Source organism: Polaromonas hydrogenivorans (genome assembly GCF_040105105.1).
Classification (GTDB): Bacteria; Pseudomonadota; Gammaproteobacteria; order Burkholderiales; family Burkholderiaceae_C; genus Polaromonas; species Polaromonas hydrogenivorans.
In genome coordinates, this window is the sequence record NZ_CP157677.1 from 63,160 (window position 1) to 86,797 (window position 23,638).

20 protein-coding genes and 2 pseudogenes are annotated in these 23,638 nt (G+C 59.0%); 17 read left to right on the forward strand and 5 right to left on the reverse strand.

Going from position 1 to position 23,638, the window contains the following annotated elements:
* Positions 1 to 176 precede the first annotated feature (176 nt).
* The 16 genes and pseudogenes from paaN to ABLV49_RS23050 all read left to right on the forward strand — a co-directional run bounded on the left by paaN (position 177) and on the right by ABLV49_RS23050 (position 17,261).
* Positions 177 to 1,844, forward strand: coding sequence for a phenylacetic acid degradation protein PaaN (gene paaN / locus ABLV49_RS22970; RefSeq protein WP_349282760.1), 1,668 nt, complete (start codon positions 177 to 179; stop codon positions 1,842 to 1,844).
* A gap of 9 nt (positions 1,845 to 1,853) precedes the next feature.
* A complete protein-coding gene (gene paaG / locus ABLV49_RS22975; protein ID WP_349282689.1) occupies positions 1,854 to 2,651 on the forward strand; it encodes a 2-(1,2-epoxy-1,2-dihydrophenyl)acetyl-CoA isomerase PaaG in 798 nt (265 codons plus the stop codon).
* Between the two features lie 4 nt (positions 2,652 to 2,655).
* Positions 2,656 to 4,182: a 3-hydroxyacyl-CoA dehydrogenase PaaH gene (gene paaH, locus ABLV49_RS22980; protein ID WP_349282761.1), complete on the forward strand. Its 1,527-nt coding sequence runs from the start codon at positions 2,656 to 2,658 to the stop codon at positions 4,180 to 4,182.
* The gene (gene paaI / locus ABLV49_RS22985) at positions 4,175 to 4,639 is read left to right on the forward strand and encodes a hydroxyphenylacetyl-CoA thioesterase PaaI (RefSeq protein ID WP_349282691.1); all 465 of its coding nucleotides are present in this window, start codon (positions 4,175 to 4,177) and stop codon (positions 4,637 to 4,639) included. Before paaH ends, paaI begins: the two co-directional genes overlap by 8 nt.
* 31 nt (positions 4,640 to 4,670) lie before the next feature.
* Positions 4,671 to 5,996: a phenylacetate--CoA ligase PaaK gene (gene paaK / locus ABLV49_RS22990; protein ID WP_349282693.1), complete on the forward strand. Its 1,326-nt coding sequence runs from the start codon at positions 4,671 to 4,673 to the stop codon at positions 5,994 to 5,996.
* 10 nt (positions 5,997 to 6,006) lie between these two features.
* Positions 6,007 to 7,212 carry a 3-oxoadipyl-CoA thiolase gene (gene pcaF, locus ABLV49_RS22995; RefSeq protein WP_349282694.1) on the forward strand — a complete coding sequence of 402 codons (1,206 nt, stop codon included), beginning with the start codon at positions 6,007 to 6,009 and terminating at the stop codon, positions 7,210 to 7,212.
* A gap of 23 nt (positions 7,213 to 7,235) precedes the next feature.
* Entirely contained in the window at positions 7,236 to 8,381 is a 1,146-nt protein-coding gene (locus ABLV49_RS23000) for an ABC transporter substrate-binding protein (protein ID WP_349282696.1), read from the forward strand.
* A gap of 59 nt (positions 8,382 to 8,440) precedes the next feature.
* Entirely contained in the window at positions 8,441 to 9,223 is a 783-nt protein-coding gene (locus ABLV49_RS23005; protein ID WP_349282698.1) for an enoyl-CoA hydratase/isomerase family protein, read from the forward strand.
* A 67-nt stretch (positions 9,224 to 9,290) separates the two neighbouring features.
* Complete coding sequence (gene paaA, locus ABLV49_RS23010) at positions 9,291 to 10,304, forward strand: 1,2-phenylacetyl-CoA epoxidase subunit PaaA (RefSeq protein WP_349282700.1); 1,014 nt, start codon at positions 9,291 to 9,293, stop codon at positions 10,302 to 10,304.
* Positions 10,301 to 10,597, forward strand: coding sequence for a 1,2-phenylacetyl-CoA epoxidase subunit PaaB (gene paaB, locus ABLV49_RS23015; protein WP_114969719.1), 297 nt, complete (start codon positions 10,301 to 10,303; stop codon positions 10,595 to 10,597). Before paaA ends, paaB begins: the two co-directional genes overlap by 4 nt.
* Positions 10,597 to 11,382 (forward strand): 1,2-phenylacetyl-CoA epoxidase subunit PaaC, encoded by a 786-nt coding sequence (gene paaC, locus ABLV49_RS23020; protein WP_349282703.1) that lies wholly within the window; start codon positions 10,597 to 10,599, stop codon positions 11,380 to 11,382. The genes paaB and paaC overlap by 1 nt, the downstream gene beginning before the upstream one ends.
* Positions 11,383 to 11,396: 14 nt before the next feature.
* Positions 11,397 to 11,951, forward strand: a complete 555-nt coding sequence (gene paaD / locus ABLV49_RS23025; RefSeq protein WP_349282762.1) for a 1,2-phenylacetyl-CoA epoxidase subunit PaaD — start codon at positions 11,397 to 11,399, stop codon at positions 11,949 to 11,951.
* Between the two features lie 19 nt (positions 11,952 to 11,970).
* Positions 11,971 to 13,074, forward strand: coding sequence for a 2Fe-2S iron-sulfur cluster-binding protein (locus ABLV49_RS23030; protein ID WP_349282705.1), 1,104 nt, complete (start codon positions 11,971 to 11,973; stop codon positions 13,072 to 13,074).
* 137 nt (positions 13,075 to 13,211) lie between these two features.
* Positions 13,212 to 14,565 (forward strand): annotated as a pseudogene (locus tag ABLV49_RS23040) (IS701 family transposase).
* Positions 14,566 to 14,604: 39 nt separating this feature from the next.
* Entirely contained in the window at positions 14,605 to 16,650 is a 2,046-nt protein-coding gene (gene paaZ / locus ABLV49_RS23045) for a phenylacetic acid degradation bifunctional protein PaaZ (protein WP_349282709.1), read from the forward strand.
* A gap of 8 nt (positions 16,651 to 16,658) precedes the next feature.
* On the forward strand, positions 16,659 to 17,261 hold the full coding sequence (locus ABLV49_RS23050; RefSeq protein WP_349282710.1) for a phenylacetic acid degradation protein PaaY: 603 nt from the start codon (positions 16,659 to 16,661) through the stop codon (positions 17,259 to 17,261).
* A 100-nt stretch (positions 17,262 to 17,361) separates the two neighbouring features.
* Here ABLV49_RS23050 and tnpC read toward each other — a convergent pair.
* From tnpC to ABLV49_RS23075, 5 genes and pseudogenes are all read right to left on the reverse strand, one after another.
* A pseudogene (gene tnpC, locus ABLV49_RS23055) lies at positions 17,362 to 18,955 on the reverse strand (IS66 family transposase).
* 82 nt (positions 18,956 to 19,037) lie between these two features.
* Positions 19,038 to 19,379 (reverse strand): IS66 family insertion sequence element accessory protein TnpB, encoded by a 342-nt coding sequence (gene tnpB, locus ABLV49_RS23060; protein WP_011798487.1) that lies wholly within the window; start codon positions 19,377 to 19,379, stop codon positions 19,038 to 19,040.
* Positions 19,376 to 19,726 (reverse strand): IS66-like element accessory protein TnpA, encoded by a 351-nt coding sequence (gene tnpA / locus ABLV49_RS23065; protein ID WP_349282713.1) that lies wholly within the window; start codon positions 19,724 to 19,726, stop codon positions 19,376 to 19,378. The genes tnpB and tnpA overlap by 4 nt, the downstream gene beginning before the upstream one ends.
* An 848-nt stretch (positions 19,727 to 20,574) precedes the next feature.
* Entirely contained in the window at positions 20,575 to 21,294 is a 720-nt protein-coding gene (locus tag ABLV49_RS23070; RefSeq protein WP_349282715.1) for a GntR family transcriptional regulator, read from the reverse strand.
* Positions 21,294 to 23,006 carry a sigma-54-dependent Fis family transcriptional regulator gene (locus ABLV49_RS23075; RefSeq protein WP_349282717.1) on the reverse strand — a complete coding sequence of 571 codons (1,713 nt, stop codon included), beginning with the start codon at positions 23,004 to 23,006 and terminating at the stop codon, positions 21,294 to 21,296. Before ABLV49_RS23075 ends, ABLV49_RS23070 begins: the two co-directional genes overlap by 1 nt.
* A gap of 410 nt (positions 23,007 to 23,416) precedes the next feature.
* On the opposite strand from ABLV49_RS23075, the gene ABLV49_RS23080 reads away from it, so the two are divergent.
* Entirely contained in the window at positions 23,417 to 23,623 is a 207-nt protein-coding gene (locus ABLV49_RS23080) for a phenol hydroxylase subunit (RefSeq protein ID WP_349282719.1), read from the forward strand.
* Positions 23,624 to 23,638: the final 15 nt, after the last annotated feature.

Sequence of the window (23,638 nt, forward strand, 5' to 3'; positions counted from 1 at the left end):
GTTGAATGCAGCAGCGTTTTTAACAAGTATTACGATACAAATTAAAGAAATTTTTCTTTAAAAAAGAATCATATTATGATAAGCTTGATCCACATCAAAAGCGTTTGAATCGAAACTCGTTGTTGGCTGCAGCTATTTGTATGCAACAGATCACTCCCTTTATCCAGGAAAAATCAATGTCTCATCCCTTATTCGAAAAGCACCGCATCAAACTCGACAACGCGCTCAAGGCGATACAGACGCGTGGTTATTGGGCTGCCTACAACGAGATGCCAAGTCCAAAAACCTATGGTGAAACCGCAGCCGAAGACGGCAAGCGGGCCTTTGAGGCGCATCTGGGTCAAAAGTTTGATCTCGCCCAGCCGGGGCAGGCGGACTGGCACGGGGGGGAGCAGTCACCATTCGGAGTTGAATTGAATATTCAATACCCGGTGTGTGAGGCTCAGGCTTTGATTGATGCGGGTCAGCAGGCCATGACAGGCTGGCAGGCTGCGGGCTGCGAGGGGCGCACCGGCATTTGCATCGAGATACTTGACCGCTTGAATCAGCAAAGTTTTGAGCTGGCACACGCCGTGATGATGACAACTGGGCAAGGCTGGATGATGGCTTTTCAGGCCGGCTCGCCGCATGCCCAGGATCGCGGCCTGGAAGCTGTGACCTATGCCTACCGCGAACAGAGCTTTGTGCCGCTTGATGCGCTCTGGGAAAAGCAGCAGGGCAAGAACCCGCCGCTGGTGATGAAAAAGCATTTTGAAGTGGTCGGACGTGGTGTCGGCGTCGTCGTGGGCTGCGGCACCTTCCCGACATGGAATACCTACCCCGGCCTGTTTGCGGCCTTGGCGACCGGCAATGCCGTGATTGTCAAGCCGCATAGCAACGCCATTTTGCCGGCAGCCATCACCGTGCGCACCATTCGTGCCGTGCTGGCTGAAAATGGCATTGATCCCAATCTGGTCACTCTGTGTGTTGCGGCCAAGCGCGAAACCACGCAACAACTGGTGACGCATTCGGCGGTCAAGTCCATCGATTTCACGGGCAGCAATGTGTTTGGTCAGTGGCTGATCGACAACTGCCGCCAGGCTCAGGTGTATGCCGAGTTGGCGGGCGTCAACAACATCGTGATCGACTCCACCGACGCGTATAAATCGATGCTGCGCAATGTGGCCTTTACGCTGTCCTTGTACTCCGGTCAGATGTGCACCACATCGCAGGTTCTCTTTGTGCCAGCCGGCGGGATTGAAACTGAAGACGGCCACAAGTCTTACGACGATGTCTGCACGGACCTCGCCCGTACCATTGAGAGTACATTGGCCAAGCCGGAAGTCGCCCTGGCCGTGCTTGGCGCGGTGCAGTCAGCCGCTACATTGACGCGAATTGACGAGGCCAACAGCGGCGTGCTGGGCAAAGTGATTCTGGCTTCGAAAAAACTCAACAACCCCGAATTTCCGAACGCAGAAGTGCACACGCCCGCACTGCTGGCCTGCGATGCAGCCGACGAAAAAGCCTACATGGAAGAGCGCTTCGGCCCGATCACTTTTGTCGTCAAAGTGGCAGATACAGCTGCAGCTATCGCCTTGTCGGAGCGCGTTGTGAGCACCCATGGCGCCCTGACCACCGGTATTTACTCGACCAAACCGGACGTGCTTGATGCCATGACCGCCGCTACCTGGCGCTCCAAGGTGGCGCTGTCGATCAACCTGACCAGTGGCGTGTTTGTGAACCAGTCCTCTGCCTTCTCTGACTACCACGGCACAGGCGGAAACCCATCGGCCAATGCGTCGTACGCGGATTCGGCTTTTGTGGCCAACCGCTTTCGCGTGGTTCAGCGTCGTTACCACATGTAAGGCACGGCCATGACTTTTGAAACAATTCGCTTTGAGACGCAGGGCAGTGTTGCCCGTCTGACACTCAATCGTCCCGACAAGATGAACAGCTTCAACGCAGCCATGCACGCCGAGCTGCGTGTGGCGCTTGATCAGGTTCAGGAAGATCAAACCATCCGGGTGCTCGTGCTGACGGGCGCTGGACGAGGTTTTTGTGCCGGGCAGGATTTGTCAGATCACCAGGTGCAGTTCATTGCGGGTGAAGCACCGCCAGACATGGGCAACGTGGTTGAGAAAAACTACAAGCCGTTGATCCTGCGTCTGCAAAATTTGCGGGTTCCGACCATCGCCGCCGTCAATGGTATTGCGGCCGGTGCCGGGTCCAGCCTGGCGCTGGCTTGTGATCTGGTGATCGCCTGCAAGTCGGCTTCGTTTATGCAGGCCTTCTCCAAGGTCGGGCTGATTCCTGATACCGGCGGTACCTGGTTTTTGCCGCAACGCGTGGGCATGGCGCGCGCCATGGGCCTGGCCTTGTTGGCGGGCAAGCTGTCTGCTGAGAAAGCAGCCGAATGGGGGCTGATCTGGGCAACGGTAGAAGATGCAGAGTTTGCCGGGGCGGTTGACGCCTTGGCTGCACAGCTTTCGACTGGACCCACCAAATCCCTCGTGCGCACCCGTCAAGCCATGCACGCGGCCCCCGGACATACCCTGGAGCAACAATTGTCCATGGAAGCCGGTTTCATGCGGGAATTGGGCTGGAGTGCCGATTTCACCGAGGGGGTGGCGGCTTTCATCGGCAAGCGCATCCCGAATTTCACCGGGGCGTAAGCGAATGAACCCCCCTCTTTCCAAGCAAGCAGTTGTCGCGGTGATCGGTGCGGGCGCCATGGGCGCTGGTATTGCGCAGGTGACAGCTGCCGCAGGTCATACTGTGAAATTGCTGGACACCCGTGCGCAGGCGGCTGAGGATGCCGTTGCGGGTATTCGTGCGCAGTTCGCAAAAATGGCAGCCAAAGGCAAGCTGACCGCACAAGCCGCTGCTGCTGCAGGTGCACGACTGATGCCGGTTGATCAGTTGGCTGATCTGGCCGACGCCAGCTTGGTGATTGAGGCGATCGTCGAAAACCTGGCTGCCAAGCAAAAGCTGTACGGCGACCTTGAAGCGGTGGTTGGTGCGGACTGCATTTTTGGCACCAACACTTCCTCCATTTCCGTCACTGCGATTGGGGCGGCCCTGCAGCATCCTGAGCGGCTTGCCGGTCTGCATTTTTTCAATCCTGCCCCCTTGATGGCGCTGGTCGAAATCGTCTCCGGTCTGGCCACTGACATATCCGTAGCCCAAACGCTGTTTGCCACTGCCACCGCCTGGGGTAAAACGGCGGTGCATGCCAAATCGACACCGGGCTTCATCGTCAACCGTGTCGCGCGCCCGTATTACGCCGAAGCCATGCGCGTGCTCAATGAAGGCGGCGCTGATGCCGCCACCATCGACGCTTGCTGCCGCGAAGCCGGCGGTTTTCGCATGGGGCCGTTCGAGCTGATGGACATGATCGGCCACGACGTTAATTTTGCCGTGACCAATTCCGTCTGGCGCGCCTTCTACAACGACCAGCGTTTCCTGCCATCCCTGATTCAGCAGGAACTGGTCGATGCCGGCTTTCTCGGCAAAAAAACCGGGCGTGGTTTTTATGACTACCGGGAAGGCGCTGTGCGTCCTGCACCCAGCACCGAAGCAGCGCAAGCGGTAACCGGCGACATTGTTATTTATGGAGAGGGTGCCGCCGCCAAGGCATTGAGTGAGCACTTGCAGGCCCACAAAGTGGACTTTAGCCAAGCGACTGCCAGCGGCGACTTGCTGGCTGAAGCGGGCAGCGCACGGCTCTATGTCACGGATGGCCGCACGGCAACGCGCAGGGCCTTTGAGACCGGTGTCGCCAATACCGTGCTGATCGATTTGGCGCTGGATTACAGCAAGGTGACGCGTCTGGCCATCAGTGTTGCCGCGCAATGCGACGCCACCAGCGCAGCGAATGCTATCGCCTTGCTGCAAGCGGCCGGGATGGCAGTTTCCCGTTTCAGCGATGTACCCGGTTTGGCCGTCATGCGCAGTGTCGCCATGCTGGCCAATGAAGCGGCTGATGCAGTGAATCAAGGTGTGTGTGATGCCCAAGGGGCCGATTCGGCCATGCGGTTAGGCGTCAATTACCCCTGTGGACCACTCGCCTGGGCGGATGCCGTTGGTTTACCAAAAATAAGCCAGGTGCTCACCAATCTTGGCCAAGCCTACGGGGAAGACCGCTACCGCGTCTCGCCGCTGATCCAGCACAAAGTTTTTTCCGGAAAGAATTTTCATGACTGAACCACATGCCGATCCGCAGGCCTTGGCCGAAAAGGTTTCTGCCGCCATGTGGTCGCGCGACCGCGCCACCAATGCCTTGGCTATGCAGATACTCGGCGTCAAACCTGGCTACGCCATCGTGTCGATGCAGGTGCGTACCGACATGCTCAATGGCCACCATATCTGTCACGGCGGCTACATCTTTACGCTGGCCGACAGCGCCTTTGCCTATGCCTGCAACAGCTACAACCAAAACACGGTGGCTTCTGCCTGTCATATTGACTTTCTGGCGCCTGCCAGGGAAGGCGACATCCTGGAGGCCGAAGCCGTCGAGTGCTCGCTGTCCGGTCGCACCGGTGTTTATGACGTCACGGTGCGCGTGCTGGACGGCAAAACCATCGCCCTGTTTCGCGGCAAGAGCTACCGCATCAGCGGCGAAGTGATTGACGGCTTGCAGCAAGCCGAACATGTCAAATAGTCATATTAGCAAGTACCAAGAGGAGACAACAATGCCTGTTAAAAAGCCCATGCCCGGAGACCTCGAGCACATCGAGACCGCCAGCCGCGATGAGATCACCGCCCTGCAGCTGGAGCGCATGAAGTGGACGTTGAAGCACGTTTATGAGAATGTTCCGCATTACAAAAAGAAATTTGATGAAAAAGGCGTGCACCCTGACGACCTGAAAACTTTGGCAGATCTGGCCAAGTTTCCGTTCACCACCAAAATCGACCTGCGCGACAACTACCCGTTTGGCCTGTTTGCCGTGCCTCGCACCCAGGTGGCCCGTGTTCACGCCTCATCCGGCACCACCGGCAAACCGATCGTCGTCGGCTACACGCTCAAAGACATTGATACCTGGGCCAATCTGGTGGCGCGCTCAATCCGCGCCGCGGGTGGCCGCGCCGGCGACACTTGCCATATCGCCTACGGCTACGGCTTGTTCACCGGCGGCATGGGTGCTCATTATGGCGCCGAGCGCGCCGGCTGTATGGTGATCCCGATGTCGGGCGGTCAGACAGAAAAGCAGGTGCAGTTGATCCAGGATTTCCAGCCTGAAATCATCATGGTCACCCCGTCCTACTCGCTGGTGATTGCTGAGGAGTTTGAACGCCAGGGCATCAAGCCCGAAGACATTTCTTTAAAGATCGGCATCTTCGGTGCCGAGCCATGGGGCCACGGCATGCGCGATGAGATTGAGCGCAAGCTGGGTATCGAAGCCATCGACATCTACGGGTTGACTGAAGTCATGGGACCCGGTGTGGCCTGTGAATGTATCGAATCCAAGGATGGTCCTGTGATTTGGGAAGATCATTTCTATCCAGAGATCATCAACCCGGAGACTGGTGAAGTGGTGGCTGATGGTGAGGAAGGCGAACTGGTTTTTACCTCGCTTTCCAAGGAAGCCATGCCGGTGATTCGCTACCGGACCCGTGATCTGACACGCTTGCTGCCACCCACCTCGCGCAGCTTCCGGCGCATGGACCGGATCACGGGTCGTACTGACGACATGCTGATCGTGCGTGGCGTCAACGTTTTCCCGAGCGTGATTGAAGAGCAGATCCTGCGCAACAAGCGTCTGGCGGGCACCTATCAAATTCTGCTCAGCCGTGACGGCCACCTTGACACCGTTGAAGTGCGTTGCGAACTGCAGCGAGAGTTTTCCGGCCACTTGTCTCCCGTGGAGATCCAGGCAATCAGCAAGGAATTGCAGCACCACATCAAGACTATTGCCGGCATCTCGACGCGGGTGACAGTCATGGATCACGACTCGATTCCACGCACCTTGACGGGCAAGGCCCGCCGGGTGATTGATGAGCGTCCTAAACAACACTGAAAGAACTGACATGACTGAAGCTTTTATCTGCGACGCCATTCGCACCCCCATTGGTCGCTACGGTGGCGCATTGGCCAGCGTGCGAGCTGACGACCTCGGTGCCATACCGCTCAAGGCGTTAATGGAACGAAACTCCGAAGTCGATTGGACGATGGTGGACGACATCATCTATGGCTGCGCGAATCAGGCTGGCGAAGACAATCGCAACGTGGCCCGCATGTCTGGCCTGCTGGCCGGGCTGCCCATCGACGTGCCCGGCACCACGGTCAACCGCCTGTGTGGCTCTGGCATGGACGCCATCGGCCTGGCGGCACGTTCGATCAAGGCCGGCGACACCGAACTGATGATCGCAGGCGGCGTCGAAAGCATGTCACGCGCGCCCTTCGTCATGGGCAAGGCAGAAAGCGCTTACTCGCGCAATGCCGCCATCTTTGATACGACCATCGGCTGGCGTTTCACCAATCCGTTGATGAAAAAGTTGTACGAAACGCATTCGATGCCGCAAACGGCGGACAACGTGGCGGCTGATTTCAATATTTCCCGCGCCGATCAGGATGCTTTCGCGCTGCGCTCGCAGCAGCGCTGGGCAGCTGCCAACGCAGCAGGGCTCTTCAACGCCGAAATCGTGCCTGTGGTGATCCCACGTAAGAAGGGCGAGCCGGTAGTGGTTGATACCGACGAACATCCGCGCCCGGAAACCACGCTGGAGATGCTGGCCAAGTTAAAAGGCGTGAATGGGCCAGAACTTTCCGTGACTGCGGGCAATGCTTCAGGTGTCAACGACGGCGCCTGCGCGCTGCTGATCGCATCCGAGGCTGCCGCCCATCAGCATGGGCTGACGCCACGTGCCCGAGTCGTTGCCATGGCAACGGCTGGTGTGGCGCCGCGCATCATGGGCTTCGGCCCAGCACCGGCCGTCCGCAAAGTGTTGGCCAAGGCCGGCTTGAGGCTCGATCAGATGGACGTCATCGAACTCAATGAAGCTTTTGCGGCGCAGGGTCTGGCTGTTTTGCGTGACCTCGGTCTGGCGGACGATGAAGAGCGGGTGAACCCCAATGGCGGCGCGATTGCCATGGGACATCCACTCGGCATGAGCGGGGCCCGCTTGGTGACGACCGCGAGTTACGAGCTGGCGCGGCGTGGTGGGCGCTATGCGCTTTGCACCATGTGTATCGGTGTTGGGCAGGGCATTGCTCTCATTATTGAGCGAATTTAAGACTTCACAACGGAGACAAAACCATGAAATTCAGACTGAAAACGCTAGCCATCGGCGCCGCCCTGGCTTTCGGAGCCTTGAGTGCTTATGCTGCGGATCCCATCAAGATTGGCTCCATACTTTCTGTCACCGGTCCGGCCGCTTTCCTCGGGGATCCTGAACTGAAGACCTTGCAACTCTACGTTGAAGAATTGAACAAAAAAGGCGGCGTGCTGGGCCGTCAACTGCAACTGGTTCACTACGACGATGGCAGCGACGCCAATAAGGCCAACGGTTTTGCCAAGCGTCTGATCGATGATGACAAGGTAGATATTTTGATCGGTGGCACGACCACGGGCTCCACCATGTCGGTGGTGCCATTGGCTGAAAAAGCCAACATTCCCTTCATCTCCCTGGCTGGCGCTGTGGTTATCGTCGAACCGGTCAAAAAATGGGTATTCAAGACGCCTCACACAGACCGCATGGCGGCCGAAAAAGTGTTCGAGGACATGAAGAAACACAGCATCACCAAGGTGGCGCTGTTATCGGAGACCAGCGGTTTCGGTCAATCCGGCAAGAAGGAAACCGAGGGCGTCGCAGCCAAGTACGGCATCACCTTGGTCGCCAACGAAACCTACGGACCGAAAGACACCGACATCAGCCCACAGTTGACGAAGATTAAAAACGCCCCGGGTGTGCAGGCTGTGTTCGTGTTCGGTCTGGGTCAAGGTCCAGCCATCGTCACCAAGAACTACAAGCAGCTTGGCATCACTTTGCCGCTGTACCAGTCGCACGGCGTAGCTTCCGATGATTTCCTGAAACTGGCCGGCCCTGCAGCAGAAGGTGTGCGTCTGCCTTCGCCAGCCCAGCTGATCTCCGGAAAACTGGCGGCCAACGATCCTCAAAAACCGGTTGTAGCGGCCTACGAACTGGCCTACAAGACGCGCTACAAGCAGGATGTTTCGACCTTCGGTGGCTATGCCTACGATGGCCTGATGATTGCCGTCGATGCGATCAAGCGAGCCGGGGGGACGGACAAGGCCAAAGTGCGTGACGCCATCGAGGCGACCAAAGCTTATGTGGGGTCGAGTGGCAATGTGACGATGTCGCCAACCGACCACATGGGTCTTGATCTGACGTCCTTCCGGATGCTGGAAATCAAGGGTGGCGACTGGACGATTTCCAATTAACGTCAAAACAAAAACTCAGCCGCTTTCGGGCGCTGATACAGGCTGGAGCAAATCATCGTATGTACGAAACCCTCGAAATTGAACATAACGGCCCGGTAGCCACGATCTGGATGAATCGTCCGGAGGTCTTTAACGCCTTCAACGAGCAACTGATTGCTGATCTGAGCGATGCCTGTTCGGTGCTTGACGCCGACCAGACGGTACGCGTAGTCGTTCTGGCTGGGCGGGGCCGTCATTTTTCAGCCGGGGCCGATCTCAACTGGATGAAACGCGCATCCGCCTATGGCGAGGCCGAAAACCTGGAGGATTCACGCCGTTTTGCACGCATGCTGCATGCGCTGTCCGAGATGTCGAAGCCGACCATCGCCAGGGTCCAGGGTGCAGCGCTGGGGGGCGGGACTGGTCTGGCTGCGGCCTGCGACATGGCGGTGGCGTCCGCAGATGCGGTTTTTTCCACGTCAGAGGTGAAGTTCGGAATCATTCCTTCGGTCATCAGTCCCTACGTTTTGCGGGCTATCGGACCCCGTCATGCGCTGCGCTACTTCCAGAGTGCAGAGCGCATTTCTGCCGATAGGGCACTGCTCATCGGGCTGGTCAGTGAAGTGACGCCGGTTGATGCGCTGGATGCGGGCATTGCGACGTTGATTGATGCACTGATCGCCGGGGCACCGCAAGCCCAGAAAGCGGCGAAAGATCTGATCGCAGCGGTCAACGGCCGCACCATCGACGATGTTGTGATCGAAGAAACGGCGCAACGCATTGCCCGGCAGCGGGCAACGGATGAAGCCCGGGATGGCATTGTTGCTTTCCTTGAGAAACGCACGCCGGCATGGCTTCTTTAATGAGAACGAGACAGAGCAGCGAAGGCTGATGCAGAGTTTTTTGTCACCCCACAGGAGATAAGTCAATATGTATACCCAATCATTCAATGTGCCGGACAGTCCCGGCCTGAAGTCGGTGCCACTGGCCCCTTCGACAGAATCTGCCGAGTCGCAGGCCCGGTTTGACAACAAGATCGACGCCGATGGCAAGATCGAGCCCCAGGACTGGATGCCCGATGCCTATCGCAAAACGCTGGTGCGCCAGATCAGCCAGCACGCACACAGCGAAATCGTGGGCATGCTGCCTGAAGGCAACTGGATCAGCCGCGCTCCCAGCCTCAAACGCAAAGCCATCCTGATTGCCAAAGTGCAGGATGAGGGCGGGCACGGCTTGTACCTGTACAGCGCCGCCGAAACACTGGGCACCAGCCGCGACCAGATGCTGGAAGGCTTGCACAGCGGAAAAGCCAAATACAGTTCCATCTTCAACTACCCCACGCTCAACTGGGCCGATATGGGCGTGGTGGGCTGGTTGGTGGATGGCGCGGCCATCATGAATCAGATCCCGCTGTGCCGCTGCAGCTACGGCCCCTATGCGCGCGCCATGATCCGCGTGTGCAAGGAAGAATCCTTCCACCAGCGCCAAGGCTATGAAGCCCTGCTGGTGATGATGCAGGGTACTGCCGAGCAAAAAGCCATGGTGCAGGATGCCGTCAACCGCTGGTGGTGGAAATGCCTGGCCATGTTTGGCCCGCCAGATGCCGATAGTCCGCACAGCGCCCAGGCCATGCGCTGGGGCATCAAACGCATTTCCAATGACGACCTGCGTCAAAAATTTGTCGATGCCACCGTGCCACAGGCCAAGGTCCTCGGCGTGACTCTGCCTGATCCCGACCTGAAGTGGAATGAAGAGCGCCAGCACCATGACTATGGGCAAATTGACTGGGACGAGTTTTGGTCCACGGTGAATGGCAACGGACCCTGCAATAAAGAGCGCCTGGCGACACGGGTCAAGGCACACAACGATGGCCAGTGGGTGCGCAATGCCGCGCTGGCCTATTCCCGTAAACAGCAAACACAAGCCACCAAGGAAGCAGCATGAGCACACCCGCATTGAAAGAATGGCCCCTCTGGGAAGTTTTTGTCCGCAGCAAGCAAGGCCTGGAGCACAAGCATTGCGGCAGTTTGCACGCCGCCGATGCGCAGCAGGCACTGCAGATGGCGCGCGATGTGTACACCCGCCGCCAGGAAGGCGTGAGCATCTGGGTGCTGCCTTCGGCCAGCATCACGGCCAGCGCGCCAGAAGATAAAGAATCGATGTTCGAGCCTGCTGCCGACAAGATCTACCGTCATCCCACCTTCTATGAAATCCCTGACGAAGTGGGGCACATGTAATGGCAGCGCATACCGACTACCTGCTGCATCTGGCCGACAACGCACTGATCCTCGGGCAGCGCAACGCCGAATGGTGTGGTCATGGTCCGATTCTTGAAGAAGACCTGGCACTGGCCAACAACAGCCTGGACCTGATTGGCCAGGCGCGGCTAATTTACCAGCATGTCGCAGCCCTGCACAACGATGGACGCACCACTGAAGACTTGCTGGCCTACTTCCGTGACGTGCCGGATTTCCGCAACTACACCCTGCTGGAGTTGCCCCACAGCACGGCGCTGGCACCCACCGCAGCGGGTGACCGCGACTATGCGGTGACCATTGCGCGCAACTTCCTCTACAGCGCCCTGATGGTGCTGACGTGGGAGGCGCTCAAGGCGTCCAAAGATGCGCAACTGGCCGCGATTGCCGCCAAGTCGCTCAAAGAAACGCAATACCACTTGCGCCACTCGCGCGACTGGCTGCTGCGTTTGGGTGATGGCACCGACGAATCGCACGCTCGCACTCAAGCTGCGCTGGATCACTTGATGCCTTACACCCAGGAGTTCTGGACGTCAAGCGCTATGGAAACTTCAGCAGTTGATGCCGGCGTGGGCATAGCGACGGCCAGCCTGCAAGCGGCCTGGAACGAAGTCATCAACGACACGCTGGCCCAAGCCACGCTCAGGCGCTCCAGCACGGACGGCCATATCTCCACAGGCAAGCAGTGCCTGCATTCTGAGCACTTGGGTTTTGTGCTGGCCGAGATGCAAAGCTTGGCCCGCGTTCATCCCGAAGCTGTTTGGTAAACCCCATGCACGCCATGCCATTACCGGACGGTCCCATCGCTGAAAAGCAACCGTCTGAGCCGCACCATGCGGTGTGGGCTCTGCTGGAGTCAGTGACCGACCCGGAAATTCCGGTAGTGTCGCTGCGCGAAATGGGCATCTTGCGGGCTGTGAGGGAAAGCTCGGAGGGGCTGGAAGTGGTGATCACCCCCACCTACAGTGGCTGCCCGGCCATGAGTCAGATGGAAGACGACGTGATCGCGGCACTGGCGCAAGCCGGCGTGGCAGCCCGCGTGATCACTCAGCTGGCTCCAGCCTGGTCCACCGACTGGATGACGCCCGAGGCCAGAGTCAAGCTGCGGGCCTACGGAATCGCCCCTCCGCAGGCCAGCAGCTGCGCTAGTAAGGGTGTCAATGTGGTGCAGTTTGCTACTAAAAAAATATCTGACTACGTACAGCCAGCAGTGGTTTGCCCGCAATGCGGATCAGACAACACCACAGAAACCTCGCATTTTGGTTCCACGGCTTGCAAGGCACTGTACCGCTGCCTCAATTGCATGGAACCGTTTGATTACTTCAAACCTTATTGAGCGCTCCTGCGTCCCCACCATGTCAACAATTCCCCGTTTTCACGACCTCAAGCTCGCGCGCATCAGCCCCGAAGCCGCAGGGTCTGTCTCCATCACGCTCACCATTCCGCAAAATCTGCGCGAAACCTTTTCGTTCCAGCCAGGCCAGTACCTGACGCTACGAGCCACCATTGACGGCGCCGATGTGCGGCGCAGCTACTCTATATGCAGCACCCGCAGCCACCTGGCGGCCCACCATGAATTAGTGGTGGGCATCCGGCCCATGGAGGGCGGCATATTTTCCAACTGGGCGGTAAAAGAGCTCAAAGAGGGTGACACGTTGGCCGTAATGCCGCCAGACGGACGCTTTGTGTCGAAACGCCCGCGAGCGCTGCATCGCGTCGGTTTTGCCGCCGGTTCAGGCATCACGCCCATTCTGTCCATCATGGCGAGCACGCTCGAAGAGCAGCCAGAGTCGCAGTTCACCCTCATCTACGGCAATCGCAGCATGGCCAGCGTGATGTTCAATGAGTCACTGCAGGACCTGAAGGACCGCTACCCCAATCGCCTCACACTGATCCACATCCTTTCGCGCCAGGCACAGGAGTCCGATCTGCTGCAAGGCCGCATCGACGGCGACAAGATTCGCGCCATCATCGACGCGCTGCTGCCTGTGGGCAGTATGGACGAAGTCTTCATTTGTGGCCCCGAAGTCATGATTGAAGTTACCGAAGCAGCGTTGCTTGCCGCCGGTGTGCCAGCCAACAGCGTGCACAGCGAACGTTTCACCTCGCCGACGCTCGAAGAACTCACGCCTGCTGGCAGGCAGGCCGCCGTGGCGAGTCACAAACTGCCAGTCCTTGGAAAGATTGCGCTGACCGTGGTGTTGGACGGGAAATCTCATGACTTGAATATGGCGTCTGACCAGCATGTGCTGGATGTGGCGCTTGCTGCTGGTCTGGACCTGCCTTATTCGTGCAAAGGGGGAGTCTGCTCCACCTGCCGGGTCAAGGTGATGAAAGGCAGTGTTCACATGGATAAGAATTTTGGGCTGGAAAAATGGGAGACAGAGAAAGGTTTTGTGCTTTCCTGTCAAGCCCGTCCGACCAGTACCCAGTTAACCGTGAGCTTTGACGAACGCTGAGCGCTATTGCATGTGTTGGCGCGAGCTGAAAACATGCTGCTTTCTGAACTTGGCTTTATCCATTTGCAGCGTGCGTTTGAAACGCAAACCCGACTGGTGTGGTCCAAAGATGATCACCACTCCGCGACGAGAGGTCCATCATGTCGACGCTGCCAGCCGGGCTTGCAAAGTTAATCCTACCCTTCGCCGGTCTGTTTTCCAAGCGCGTGTTCCAGTCGGTACAGGTGCTGCTCGCCGGCGCCATTCTGTCCACCGGTAAACGCACAGTGACCTCTGCCCTGCGCATCATGGGCCTGGGCCAGGAGCGGCACTTCCAGACCTATCACCGGGTGCTCAATCGCGCCACATGGTCGAGCCTGGCGGTCAGCCGGATCCTGCTGCAGCTGCCGGTAGCGCGCCTTTGCGCCCGAGGGGCCGCTCGTCTTCGCTCTGGACGACACGATTGAGCGGCGCTGGGGCGCGCGCATTGCCGCCCGCGGCATCTACCGTGACCCGGTGCGCTCGTCTCGCAGCCATTTCGTCAAGGTCAGTGGGTTGCGCTGGCTGTGCATGATGCTGCTGGTGCCTATTCCATGGGCTGCCAGGGTCTGGGCGCTTCCTTTCCTGACCGCGCTGTGCCCGTCACAGCGCTACCACGACAGCCAAGGCAAGAGGCACAAAAAGCTCACCGACTGGGCACGCCAGATGGTCAAGCAGGTCAGCCGCTGGCTGCCCAATAGGCCAATTGTTATTGTGGCCGACAGCGCCTTTGCCGCGCTGGATTTTCTGGGCGCCGCAAGGCGGCATGCTACTGTCATCACCCGTTTGCGCCTGGATGCCGCGCTGTATGCACCAGCGCCCGAGCGCCGTCCTGGACAGCGCGGACGCACGCGCCTCAAGGGCGAACGACTGCCTGCGCTGGGCGAAGTGCTTGCCGATTCGGCCACTGCATGGACCGAACTGACGCTTGCCTGCTGGTATGGCGAGCACGACCGCACGGTCGAGGTCGCCAGCAGCACGGCTGTCTGGTACCACCCCGGCATGCCCACCGTCCCGCTTCGCTGGATCCTGATCCGCGATCCGCTGAAACAATTCGAGTCCCAGGCCCTGCTATGCACTGCACAAGAGGCCACGCCATCGTTCATCCTGGAGTGCTTCGTGCAGCGCTGGCAGGTTGAAGTCACCTTCGAGGAAGCACGCGCCCATCTGGGCGTCGAAACCCAGCGCCAGTGGTCAGACAAGGCGATTGCGCGCACCACGCCTTGCCTTTTTGCACTGTATTCCCTCGTGACGCTGGCCGCGCAGCAGCTGTTTTCAACCGGACAGATTTACCGGCGCTGCGCCGCCTGGTATCCCAAACCGCAGGCCACCTTTTCCGACACCATCGCTTGCGTGCGCCGCAACTTATGGAGCCACGCGTATTTTTCAATCTCGCCTCATGAGAGCGACATGGGGAAAATCCCGCGCCCTTTGGTCGATCGCTTCATCGACTCGCTTTGTTATGCGGCTTGAATGGATAAAGCCGAGCTGAAGGCCTAACCAATCATCATCATGACCAAGACAATTCAAAGTTACATTGCCGGCCGCTGGATCGGCCAGCAAGGCGCTCAGACCCTGCGCAGCGCGATCAATGGCCGTCCGGTAGCCCAAACCCACGCCGAGGTCATCGATTTTGGTGAGGCAGTCCAGCACGCACGTCGTGTCGGACTGCCTGCCCTATTGGCGCTGGACTTCCAGCAGCGCGCCGAGCGTTTGAAGGCCTTGGCCAAGTATCTGATGGAGCACAAGGAACTGCTTTACCCCGTCTCTGCCCACACAGGAGCTACGCGCGCTGACAGTTGGATCGACATCGAAGGTGGTGCAGGTACGCTGTTTGCATTTGCAAGTATCGGCAGCAATGAACTTCCCTCGGGCAACATCGTTCACGAAGGTCCTGCAATTCCTTTGGGAAAAAAGGGCGTTTTTTCCGGCACCCACATTTTGGTGCCTCGCGGTGGTGTTGCAGTCCACATTAACGCTTTCAATTTTCCGGTTTGGGGTTTGCTGGAAAAATTTGCACCCAGCTTCCTGGCGGGGATGCCCTGCATTGGCAAGCCTGCGACGTCCACCAGTTATCTGACCGAAGCCGCAATGCGTCTGATTGTGCAGTCAGGCATCCTGCCGGAGGGGAGCTTGCAGTTGGTTGTCGGTGGTGTTGGCGACTTGCTGGACCGACTCGATGGCGCTGATGTCGTCACATTTACCGGCTCAGCTGACACCGCTGCGAAACTGCGGGTGCATCCGAACTTGGTGCGTCACAGCATCCCATTCAATGCCGAGGCCGATTCACTGAACTGCGCGATCCTGGCCCCTGATGTAACACCTGACGACGAGGAGTTTGATCTCTTTGTGAAAGAAGTGGCACGCGAGATGACGACCAAGGCGGGGCAGAAATGCACTGCAATCCGTCGCGCTATTGTGCCACGCCATCATCTTGATGCTGTGGTCGAGAGGTTGCGTACGCGCTTGGCCAAGACGGTGATGGGCGACCCTGGTGTGGACGGCGTGCGCATGGGGCCGTTGGCATCTCACGCCCAGCAGGCCGATGTAGCGGACCGCGTTGCCACTTTATTGCAAAGCACCGAACTTGTCTTTGGAGAGAGCGACTGCCCAGCTCTCAAGGGCGAGGACGTTTCTGATGGCGCGTTCTTTGCGCCGACGTTACTGGTTTGCCAACGGCCATTTGAGTCTCAGGCGGTGCATGACGTCGAGGCCTTTGGACCCGTATGCACGCTGATGCCCTACGACGGATTGGATGACGCGCTGGCTCTTGCCTCCCGTGGCAAGGGGAGTCTGGTGGCGACATTGGTTACCCGCGATCCGCAGGTTGCGGCAAAAGTCATTCCCGCAGCGGCAGCGTGGCACGGACGCCTGCATATTTTGGACCGTGAAGCAGCCGTTGAATCCACGGGCCACGGCTCGCCGCTGCCACTGCTCAAGCACGGTGGTCCGGGCCGTGCGGGAGGAGGCGAAGAGCTGGGCGGCATTCGCGCTGTCAAGCACTATCTGCAGCGTGCAGCCGTGCAAGGCTCGCCCACGATGCTGGCAGCGGTCACTGGCGAACATGTGCGTGGTGCCAAGGTGAACGACACACCAATTCACCCGTTTCGCAGCTACTTTGAAGACCTGAAAATCGGCGACTCTTTACTCACGCATCGGCGCACTGTTGGCGAGGCGGATATTGTCGCATTCGGTGGTATTTCGGGTGACTACTTCTACATGCACTTCGACGAGATCGCCGCGAAGGACTCACAGTTCGGCAAGCGGATTGCACACGGCTACTTTGTGCTCTCTGCGGCTGCGGGTTTGTTTGTTTCCCCTGCACCAGGTCCTGTTCTGGCCAACTACGGCCTGGACGCGTTGCGATTCATCAAACCCGTAGGGATTGGCGACACAATCCGTGCACGTCTGACTGCCAAACGTAAAACCGATCGCAACAAGAAAGACGACAAAGGCGTTGGGCAAGGTGTCGTTGCCTGGGATGTGGAGGTCATGAATCAGCATGACGAAATAGTAGCCAGCTACGACATTCTGACGCTAGTCGCCAAGCGGGGTTGAGCCACATCATGCCCTGCTATTCAATTGAAGGTGTGGTGCCGGTCATTGATCCGAGCGCGTATGTACACCCCACTGCGGTATTGATCGGCGATGTCATCATCGGGGAAAACTGCTATGTCGGCCCCAACGCCTGCCTGCGTGGCGATTTCGGGCGCATTGTGTTGAAGGCCGGCGCCAATGTCCAGGACACCTGCGTGATGCATGGTTTTCCCGACCACGATACGGTTGTCGAAGAGAACGGCCATATCGGCCATGGTGCGGTGCTGCACAGTTGTATCGTGCGTCGCGGCGCATTGGTAGGCATGAACGCTGTGGTGATGGACGAGGCAGAGGTTGGCGAGCAGTCCATTGTGGCTGCGTGTGCGTTTGTTCCAGCGGGGATGCGAATCCCGCCGCGCACCTTGGTAGCTGGTATTCCTGCCAAAGTCAAACGTGAGTTGAGCGAGGCTGAGATCGCTTGGAAGACGCAAGGCACTCAAACCTACCAAGATTTGACTCTTCGCTGCATTGCCACTATGCAGCTGGTTGAACCGCTACTCTTTGTTGAACCCGACCGTCCCCAAGTGCGATCACCGCATGTGAAATCTCTGACGGCGACCAAGCGGACTTGAGGTCCTTTCGATTTAAATAAACAAGGCAGCCGCATGAATCTGCATAACTGGCCCGTTGACCGTAAGCGTCTTGGCACGGCACCTTGACCGCGCTGCCGATTCAGGATTGCCGTTGCCAGCGGTGAGGCAGTAGTTCGTCGATGCGAGAGTTCATGTGGCCAGGCAGCCTGCTCAGCACGTCCTTCAGATAAGCCCAGGGGTCATGGCCATGCAGCTTTGCCGACTGCAACAAACTCATCACGACGGCGGCTCGCTGGCCGGCTAGTTCGCTGCCGGCAAACAACCATGCCCGGCGCCCCATTGCCCATGGCCGAATCAGATTTTCGAGATGGTTGTTATCAATCTGGACGTTGCCGTCGGCCAGATAAGTGGTCAGCGCTTCCCAGCGGTTCAGGCTGTAGTCAATCGCTTTGGCCGTGGCACTGCCCTCGGGCACGCGTTGCCTCTCCCGCTTCAGCCAGGCGTGCAGATCCTCGCAAAGCGGCTTTGCGCTCGATTGCCTGATAGAGAGTCGATCTTCGGGCGACAAGCCTTTGACCTGGCGCTCGATCTGGTAGAGCGCGGCAATGCGCTGTATCGCCTGCGTGCCCACCGGACTCAGGCGGTCCTTGACCAGTTCATCAAACTTTCGGCGTGCGTGCGCGAAACACGCTGCGCCGACACGGGTCTGCTGCTTGAGGACTTGGTCGTATACCCCGTATCCGTCGGAGATCAGCGTGCCCGACCAGCCCTTGAGAAATTCAAGCGGGTACTTGGCCCCTCGGCCCAGGCAGAACTCATAAACCACGCCTGGAGAAACATCAAAGCCGCTTCGAGCATAGGCCCAGATGTAGGCCCTTTTGGTCTTGCCCGCACCAGGGTCCAGCATGGCCACCGGGGTTTCGTCGGCATGCACCACCGCGCAGTTGAGGACAAACTCCCGGTGCGCCGCATACAGGGGCACAAGGGCAGCGCCTGCCTGGCCAGACCACGATGCCAGCGTGGAGCGCGGCGTGTGAACGCCAGAGCGGGCGTTGATTTGTTCCTGCCGGTAATACGGAATGTGATCGACGAAGCGGCTCACGGCAGTGTGCGCCACCAGACCCGGCCGTGGGCATGCCCTTGTCAATGATGTGCGGCTCCACCGGCTCTTGTACCAAGGTCTGGCAGCACTTGCAGGCCCACTTGCCGCGGATGTGGCGGTGCACGAAGAATTCGGCTGGAATGATGTCCAGGCGCTCGCTCACGTCTTCACCGATACGCACCATGGCCTGACCGCATCCGCAGGTTGTGTTCTCTGGCTCGTGGTGGTGCTCCACACGTTTGAGGTGTTCTGGCAGGGCTTGACGTTTGGGCTTGCGGCGGGCGTCATGCTCGGTGTCTGCCGTGTCGCCAGAATCCTTGGCAGCCGCCTTCAGTGCTGCAAGTTGTGCTTCCAGATCCGCCTGGTCGGCCGCCAGCGTTTCTTCAAACAACTGGCGCTGCTCGGCATTCATGCGCTCGGTCTTGGCATCAAATCGCCAAGCCTTCAGGCGGCGCAGCTCAAACAAGATGCTCTGGATACGCGCTTCCTTGAACTCGATGGCCTTGGCCTGCGAGTCAATTTGCTGGCTTTGCTGGCCAATGTGCTGGAGGACCTTGGCCGCCAACGCTGCAGCGGCCTCAGGGCCCAGACCGACGAAGTCCTGAGCGCTGAGGGTGTGCACGTTGAGCATGCTGTCATTGTGCAAAAGGCGCACAGCGATTGGAACTAGGGCATCTGCCAATTGCCCTGCGACACCGGCTGCGCCACAGTCGTCACAAGTGCGTAATGGTCTGCATTTGTTCCAGCCGACTCCAGGGAAGGCCGAGCACCAGCGCATCGAATTGCGGCTTGGTCAATGTGATGGATGTCGCCATATCGGCACCACCGCGTGGCCATTCAAAACCACCCTGATTGAGCCGGCGCGCCGCACACCACAGGCCGAAGCCATCGTGCAGCAATAGTTTGATGCGGTTGCCACGGGCGTTGGCAAACAGGTATCCATGGTGGGCCTGGGCAACCCCGAACACCTGCACCACCCGGGCCAGCAAGCGCTCCGTTCCCATGCGCATGTCGATGGGAGCCGTTGCCAGCCATAGCGCGTCGATGCGGATCATCGCAGCCACTCGCGTAGCCAGGCCGCGCACTCTGCCGCGGCAGCAACGGGCCAGCGCACTTCAATAGTGGCGGCGCCTCGGCGCAGTTCCATATGAATGTCCGGCAGCGCGGATGCGGCCTGCTGTGCACAGGGCAAGGCCAGTGCAACGAAGCCGGCACATTCGGGCCTGCCGTCCGCCGGCGCCTGGCGGGCCTTGCGGCGCCATTTATGCACGAGATTGGCGTTGAGCCCATGGGCCAGTGCGATCGCTGCGACGGAAGCGCCTGGCTGGCTGCATTCGCTCAAAACTTGCGTCCTGAACGCCTCGCTGTGAGGCCGTCGGGCAAGCGTTTTGGAGTGTTCCATGAGGTGTCCACTTGAGTTCTTGGTGGACACCATCGTCGCCTGGCTACGCTACTGATTCAATATGTGATGACCAGCCGCATACCCAGCAGCGGCTCGAATTGATGGCAGAAGTCGTCGATGAGGCAAAACAGTTCTGTGGTCTTGTCCATGATGGGGCACCTTCATATGCATCGGGTGCGCCGATTTTGCAGTCAGCCACCTCCTGCTTGCACGCCGTACGGATGTGCCGCTTATCCAGAATTCACGTTTAAACAAGTGGCAGCAGTGCCCGATACGACAGGAAAGCGCCCCATGCCCAGCGATGATGAAATACGCGCATTGATTTCAAGCTCCAAGCTGAGCGACTGGTTCAAGCACGCCTTGCTGAAGCACTCGACCGTGACCCCAAGGAAGCGGCGGCCGATGCCGGATTGCTGTCAATTGTCCTGGACAAGCGTGCGAGTTCGCTGGAAGCGTAGGCACTGGCATTGCAAGCCATCCTTGAGGCCAAGCGAAGTGGTCTTCCTTAGATGGGACGTTGAGCGCAATCATGGGGATGCTCATTAAACAAGCCGCAATGGCGTGACGCACCGGCATATGGCCTTGGGCCGCAAAGTAGCGTTCTTGCCAGAATTTGCCACCTAACAAAAATACCCGGCACTTACGGTCGGGTCCATCATTTGAAAGCAAGGAAAATCGGTGTTCACCGGCGTTTGCTCCATGGTCTGACTTTCAAGGTGAAACCAATCCATCAAGGTGCAGGCAAGACCGGCCGAGTTGACGATTGAGCAGGACACACAGCGTATGGGCCGCAGTATTCGTCCTCGTTGAGATCACGTTCATCGGATCAACGCGACAACCCCCTGCGGCTACTTCAGTTCGGCTTGACTCGCTTGCAGTCGTACGATGTCATGCGTCAAGCGGATGTGCACTTCCAGCGCCAATGCAGCGCGTGCCTCTTGCCGGCCGATGGCAGCGCGGTAAATGGCCTCGTGTTCCTGAAGCACATTGCGTCCGCTGGCGTGGCCTGCGGTCAGGCGCCAGTTGATGTTACGGTAGCGCTCAGCATGGCGGTACAGGATGGAAAGGAGGTACTTGCTCCAGGTCGAATTGAAGCCTGCAATCAGTGCCTCATGAAAGGCTTTGTTACGCCGCTCCCAGCGGCCTGAGCCGGACTCAGCGAGATCAATTTCGGTTTTAGCCAGCAGTTCGTAACTTTGCACAAGCGCGGCTTCCCACTGGGCGTCCCCGTGGCGGATGGACTGGCGCAAGGCCTCGGTCTCCAGCATCACGCGGGTATTGGTCACGTCTTCCAGGTCCGCCATGGAGATCGGTGCCACCCGGAAACCGCGCTGGCCTTCGGAGGTGACCAGTGCGTCGGACACCAGCAGCGACAAGGCCTCGCGCAGGGTGCCGGCACCCACCTCGTATTGGTCCTTCAGGTGCTCCACGCGCAGCCGTTCGCCGGGGGCCAGTTTGCCGCACACCACGTCATGGCGCAGACTCAGGTAGGCACGCTCGACCAGCGTGCGGGGAGGTGCCGTCTCGGCGTCAGGGTCGCTACCCAGGCCTGGCTTCAAGAATGGCATCACAATGCTCCCCCTTCGCGGTGGAGATCTGGTGCCGGCGCCGCGCCGCTGCGGTCCTGGCGCTGCTTTTGCCGGTAGGCCAGTTGCGGGCGGGTCAGGCCCAGCATGCGCGCTGCCTCCGACAGATTGCCACGGGCGCGGACCACCGCCTGGTCCAGCACGCGTGCCTCCACCTCCTCCAGTGAGCTGCCGCTGTCCAGAATGCGCGCGCTCAGATCGTCGTCCTGCGCCGTGGGCAAGCGGGCCAGATGGCCATGCGCGTCCAGGCTGGTCTGCGCGGTCTCGGGCTGGTTCGGAAACAGGTGCTCGACTTCCACCTTGCCGGACTGGCTTGCCAGAATGACGCCGCGCTCCACCAGGTTTTCCAGCTCGCGCACATTGCCTGGCCAGTCGTGCTGCAGCAGCGCCTGCAGGGCCCTCTCTTCAAAGCCCAGGATGCGCTTGCTGTGCAATGCGCAAAAGCGCGCGAGCATGCCTTGGGCCAAGTGCTCGATGTCGGTCTTGCGCTCGCGCAGCGGCGGAATGCAGATGGGGTATACATTGAGGCGGTACATCAGGTCGCGCCGGAAGCGCCCGGCCTGCACGGCTTGTTCCAGGTCGACATTGGTGGCCGCCACCAGGCGCACGTTGACCTTGCGCGTGGCTTCGCCGCCCACGCGCTCGATCTCGCCCTCCTGCAACACGCGCAGCAGTTTGGCCTGGGCCGCGAGCGGCATTTCACCCACCTCGTCGAGCAGCAGGGTGCCGCCATCAGCGCGCTCAAAGCGGCCCGCACGTGCCGCATGCGCGCCCGTGTAGGCGCCTTTTTCCACGCCAAACAGCTCGGCCTCGATCAGCTCGGCGGGCAGCGCGGCGCAATTGACCGCCACAAAAGGCCCGCTGGCGCGGCTGGAGAGTTCGTGCAGGGCACGCGCAAAGCGCTCCTTGCCAACGCCGGTTTCACCGGTCAGCAACACGGTGGCCTGGGTTTGCGCCACCTTTTGCATCAGCGAGTAGGCCTTGCGAAAGGCGGTGGAATTGCCAATCAGCTGGCCACCCTGACTGGCGGGCTCCACCTGGGATTTCAGGGCATCCACCTGGGATTGCAGGGCTTCCATCTTTTCCACCAGTGAGTCATCTGTGAAGTAGACCCGATGCGCTTCGCCGTCAGGCCATTCCTCGATCGGGCGCCCGATGATCTGGCAATGGTCGGCGCCACAGGCAGCGCACAGTGTCTCCTTGAAAAGAATCAGCCGGCCCATGAAGGCACTGGTGTAGCCGCTCGCATAGCCCATCAGCGTCCAGCAAGACGGGTCGTCCACCAGGCCAAACTTCTGCCGGTGCGCATAAGCCTCCCAGGAATGATCCCAGCGAAAGTCGCCGTAGAACTGGCCCGCCTGGATGTCGAAGCTGAGCTTGACAGGCGTGACCCGCGCCGCCCCTTCGAGCATGTGCAGCTGCGGGCCAACCATAAAGCTGTCCTGCATGGACTCACCAGGCCGTGTCTTTTTGGCGTATTCGGCGTCGGACAGCCCCGAGGCGTAACCCATGCGCGTGAGGATGCGCCGCGCATGCTCGGGGCCTACCGAGCTCACCAGGTCCTGGCGCAGCGCGGCCAGCGCGTTGGTGTGCATCAACACCATGCGGCGGTCACCCAGCCAGATCGCACCACTGTCTGTTTCAAAGCGCAGCAGGCGGCGCAAATCGCTGTCCGGGGGGTATTTGAGGCTCATATGCAGATCGTCTCGCGGTAAGGCCAAAAAGCCATTTTCTCGATATTTCTTAAATCAGCACCACGTCGTGTCCGATGTTTGGTTTTTCGGCTGAGGTTTGACCATTTGGTGAATTCTAACCATCTGGAGTGCATCAAATGGACGATTTACCAAGAAATTGATCGACTGCAAGTCCAAGGGTAAGCCCTAGTGCGCATCGAATTTTGTCCTTATTTTTGAAAAAACAAACCGATTTTTTAAGGGTTTCCCCTTGAAATATCGAGATATTTTGAGATTGGACTCTTTTTGGCAAGGTCCTTGCAAAGTCCATAACAGTCAAACCCGCCACTTCATGTCCATGTACTTCACTTCACCAACAGTCCCGACCATAAGGTCCTGCGCGCCGTCAAACGGCATTCAGGGTGCCTCGCATGAATAAGCCTGTGTCTCCTGGCGCGGATGGGCTCACTTGCGAAATCACACGCAGGTTTGTCCGTGTCAAACAAATCAGAGCGGACGGCCTGGTGTGTTTCGAGTTCGCCATTGGTTGGCCCGAGTTGTTTGTTGACCTGATGTTGCCCCAGTCTGCCTTTGACGACTTCTGCGTCCGGCAGCAGGTGCAGCTTTTGAGCGATTGAATCCCCGCGCAGTTT

Excerpts from the sequence above, each read along its gene's own strand:
- paaN (WP_349282760.1), top strand. The coding sequence starts at position 177 with ATGTCTCATCCCTTATTCGAAAAGCACCGCATCAAACTCGACAACGCG.
- paaG (WP_349282689.1), top strand. The coding sequence starts at position 1,854 with ATGACTTTTGAAACAATTCGCTTTGAGACGCAGGGCAGTGTTGCCCGT.
- paaH (WP_349282761.1), top strand. The coding sequence starts at position 2,656 with ATGAACCCCCCTCTTTCCAAGCAAGCAGTTGTCGCGGTGATCGGTGCG.
- paaI (WP_349282691.1), top strand. The coding sequence starts at position 4,175 with ATGACTGAACCACATGCCGATCCGCAGGCCTTGGCCGAAAAGGTTTCT.
- paaK (WP_349282693.1), top strand. The coding sequence starts at position 4,671 with ATGCCTGTTAAAAAGCCCATGCCCGGAGACCTCGAGCACATCGAGACC.
- pcaF (WP_349282694.1), top strand. The coding sequence starts at position 6,007 with ATGACTGAAGCTTTTATCTGCGACGCCATTCGCACCCCCATTGGTCGC.
- ABLV49_RS23000 (WP_349282696.1), top strand. The coding sequence starts at position 7,236 with ATGAAATTCAGACTGAAAACGCTAGCCATCGGCGCCGCCCTGGCTTTC.
- ABLV49_RS23005 (WP_349282698.1), top strand. The coding sequence starts at position 8,441 with ATGTACGAAACCCTCGAAATTGAACATAACGGCCCGGTAGCCACGATC.
- paaA (WP_349282700.1), top strand. The coding sequence starts at position 9,291 with ATGTATACCCAATCATTCAATGTGCCGGACAGTCCCGGCCTGAAGTCG.
- paaB (WP_114969719.1), top strand. The coding sequence starts at position 10,301 with ATGAGCACACCCGCATTGAAAGAATGGCCCCTCTGGGAAGTTTTTGTC.
- paaC (WP_349282703.1), top strand. The coding sequence starts at position 10,597 with ATGGCAGCGCATACCGACTACCTGCTGCATCTGGCCGACAACGCACTG.
- paaD (WP_349282762.1), top strand. The coding sequence starts at position 11,397 with ATGCCATTACCGGACGGTCCCATCGCTGAAAAGCAACCGTCTGAGCCG.
- ABLV49_RS23030 (WP_349282705.1), top strand. The coding sequence starts at position 11,971 with ATGTCAACAATTCCCCGTTTTCACGACCTCAAGCTCGCGCGCATCAGC.
- paaZ (WP_349282709.1), top strand. The coding sequence starts at position 14,605 with ATGACCAAGACAATTCAAAGTTACATTGCCGGCCGCTGGATCGGCCAG.
- ABLV49_RS23050 (WP_349282710.1), top strand. The coding sequence starts at position 16,659 with ATGCCCTGCTATTCAATTGAAGGTGTGGTGCCGGTCATTGATCCGAGC.
- tnpB (WP_011798487.1), bottom strand. The coding sequence starts at position 19,379 with ATGATCCGCATCGACGCGCTATGGCTGGCAACGGCTCCCATCGACATG.
- tnpA (WP_349282713.1), bottom strand. The coding sequence starts at position 19,726 with ATGGAACACTCCAAAACGCTTGCCCGACGGCCTCACAGCGAGGCGTTC.
- ABLV49_RS23070 (WP_349282715.1), bottom strand. The coding sequence starts at position 21,294 with ATGCCATTCTTGAAGCCAGGCCTGGGTAGCGACCCTGACGCCGAGACG.
- ABLV49_RS23075 (WP_349282717.1), bottom strand. The coding sequence starts at position 23,006 with ATGAGCCTCAAATACCCCCCGGACAGCGATTTGCGCCGCCTGCTGCGC.
- ABLV49_RS23080 (WP_349282719.1), top strand. The coding sequence starts at position 23,417 with ATGAATAAGCCTGTGTCTCCTGGCGCGGATGGGCTCACTTGCGAAATC.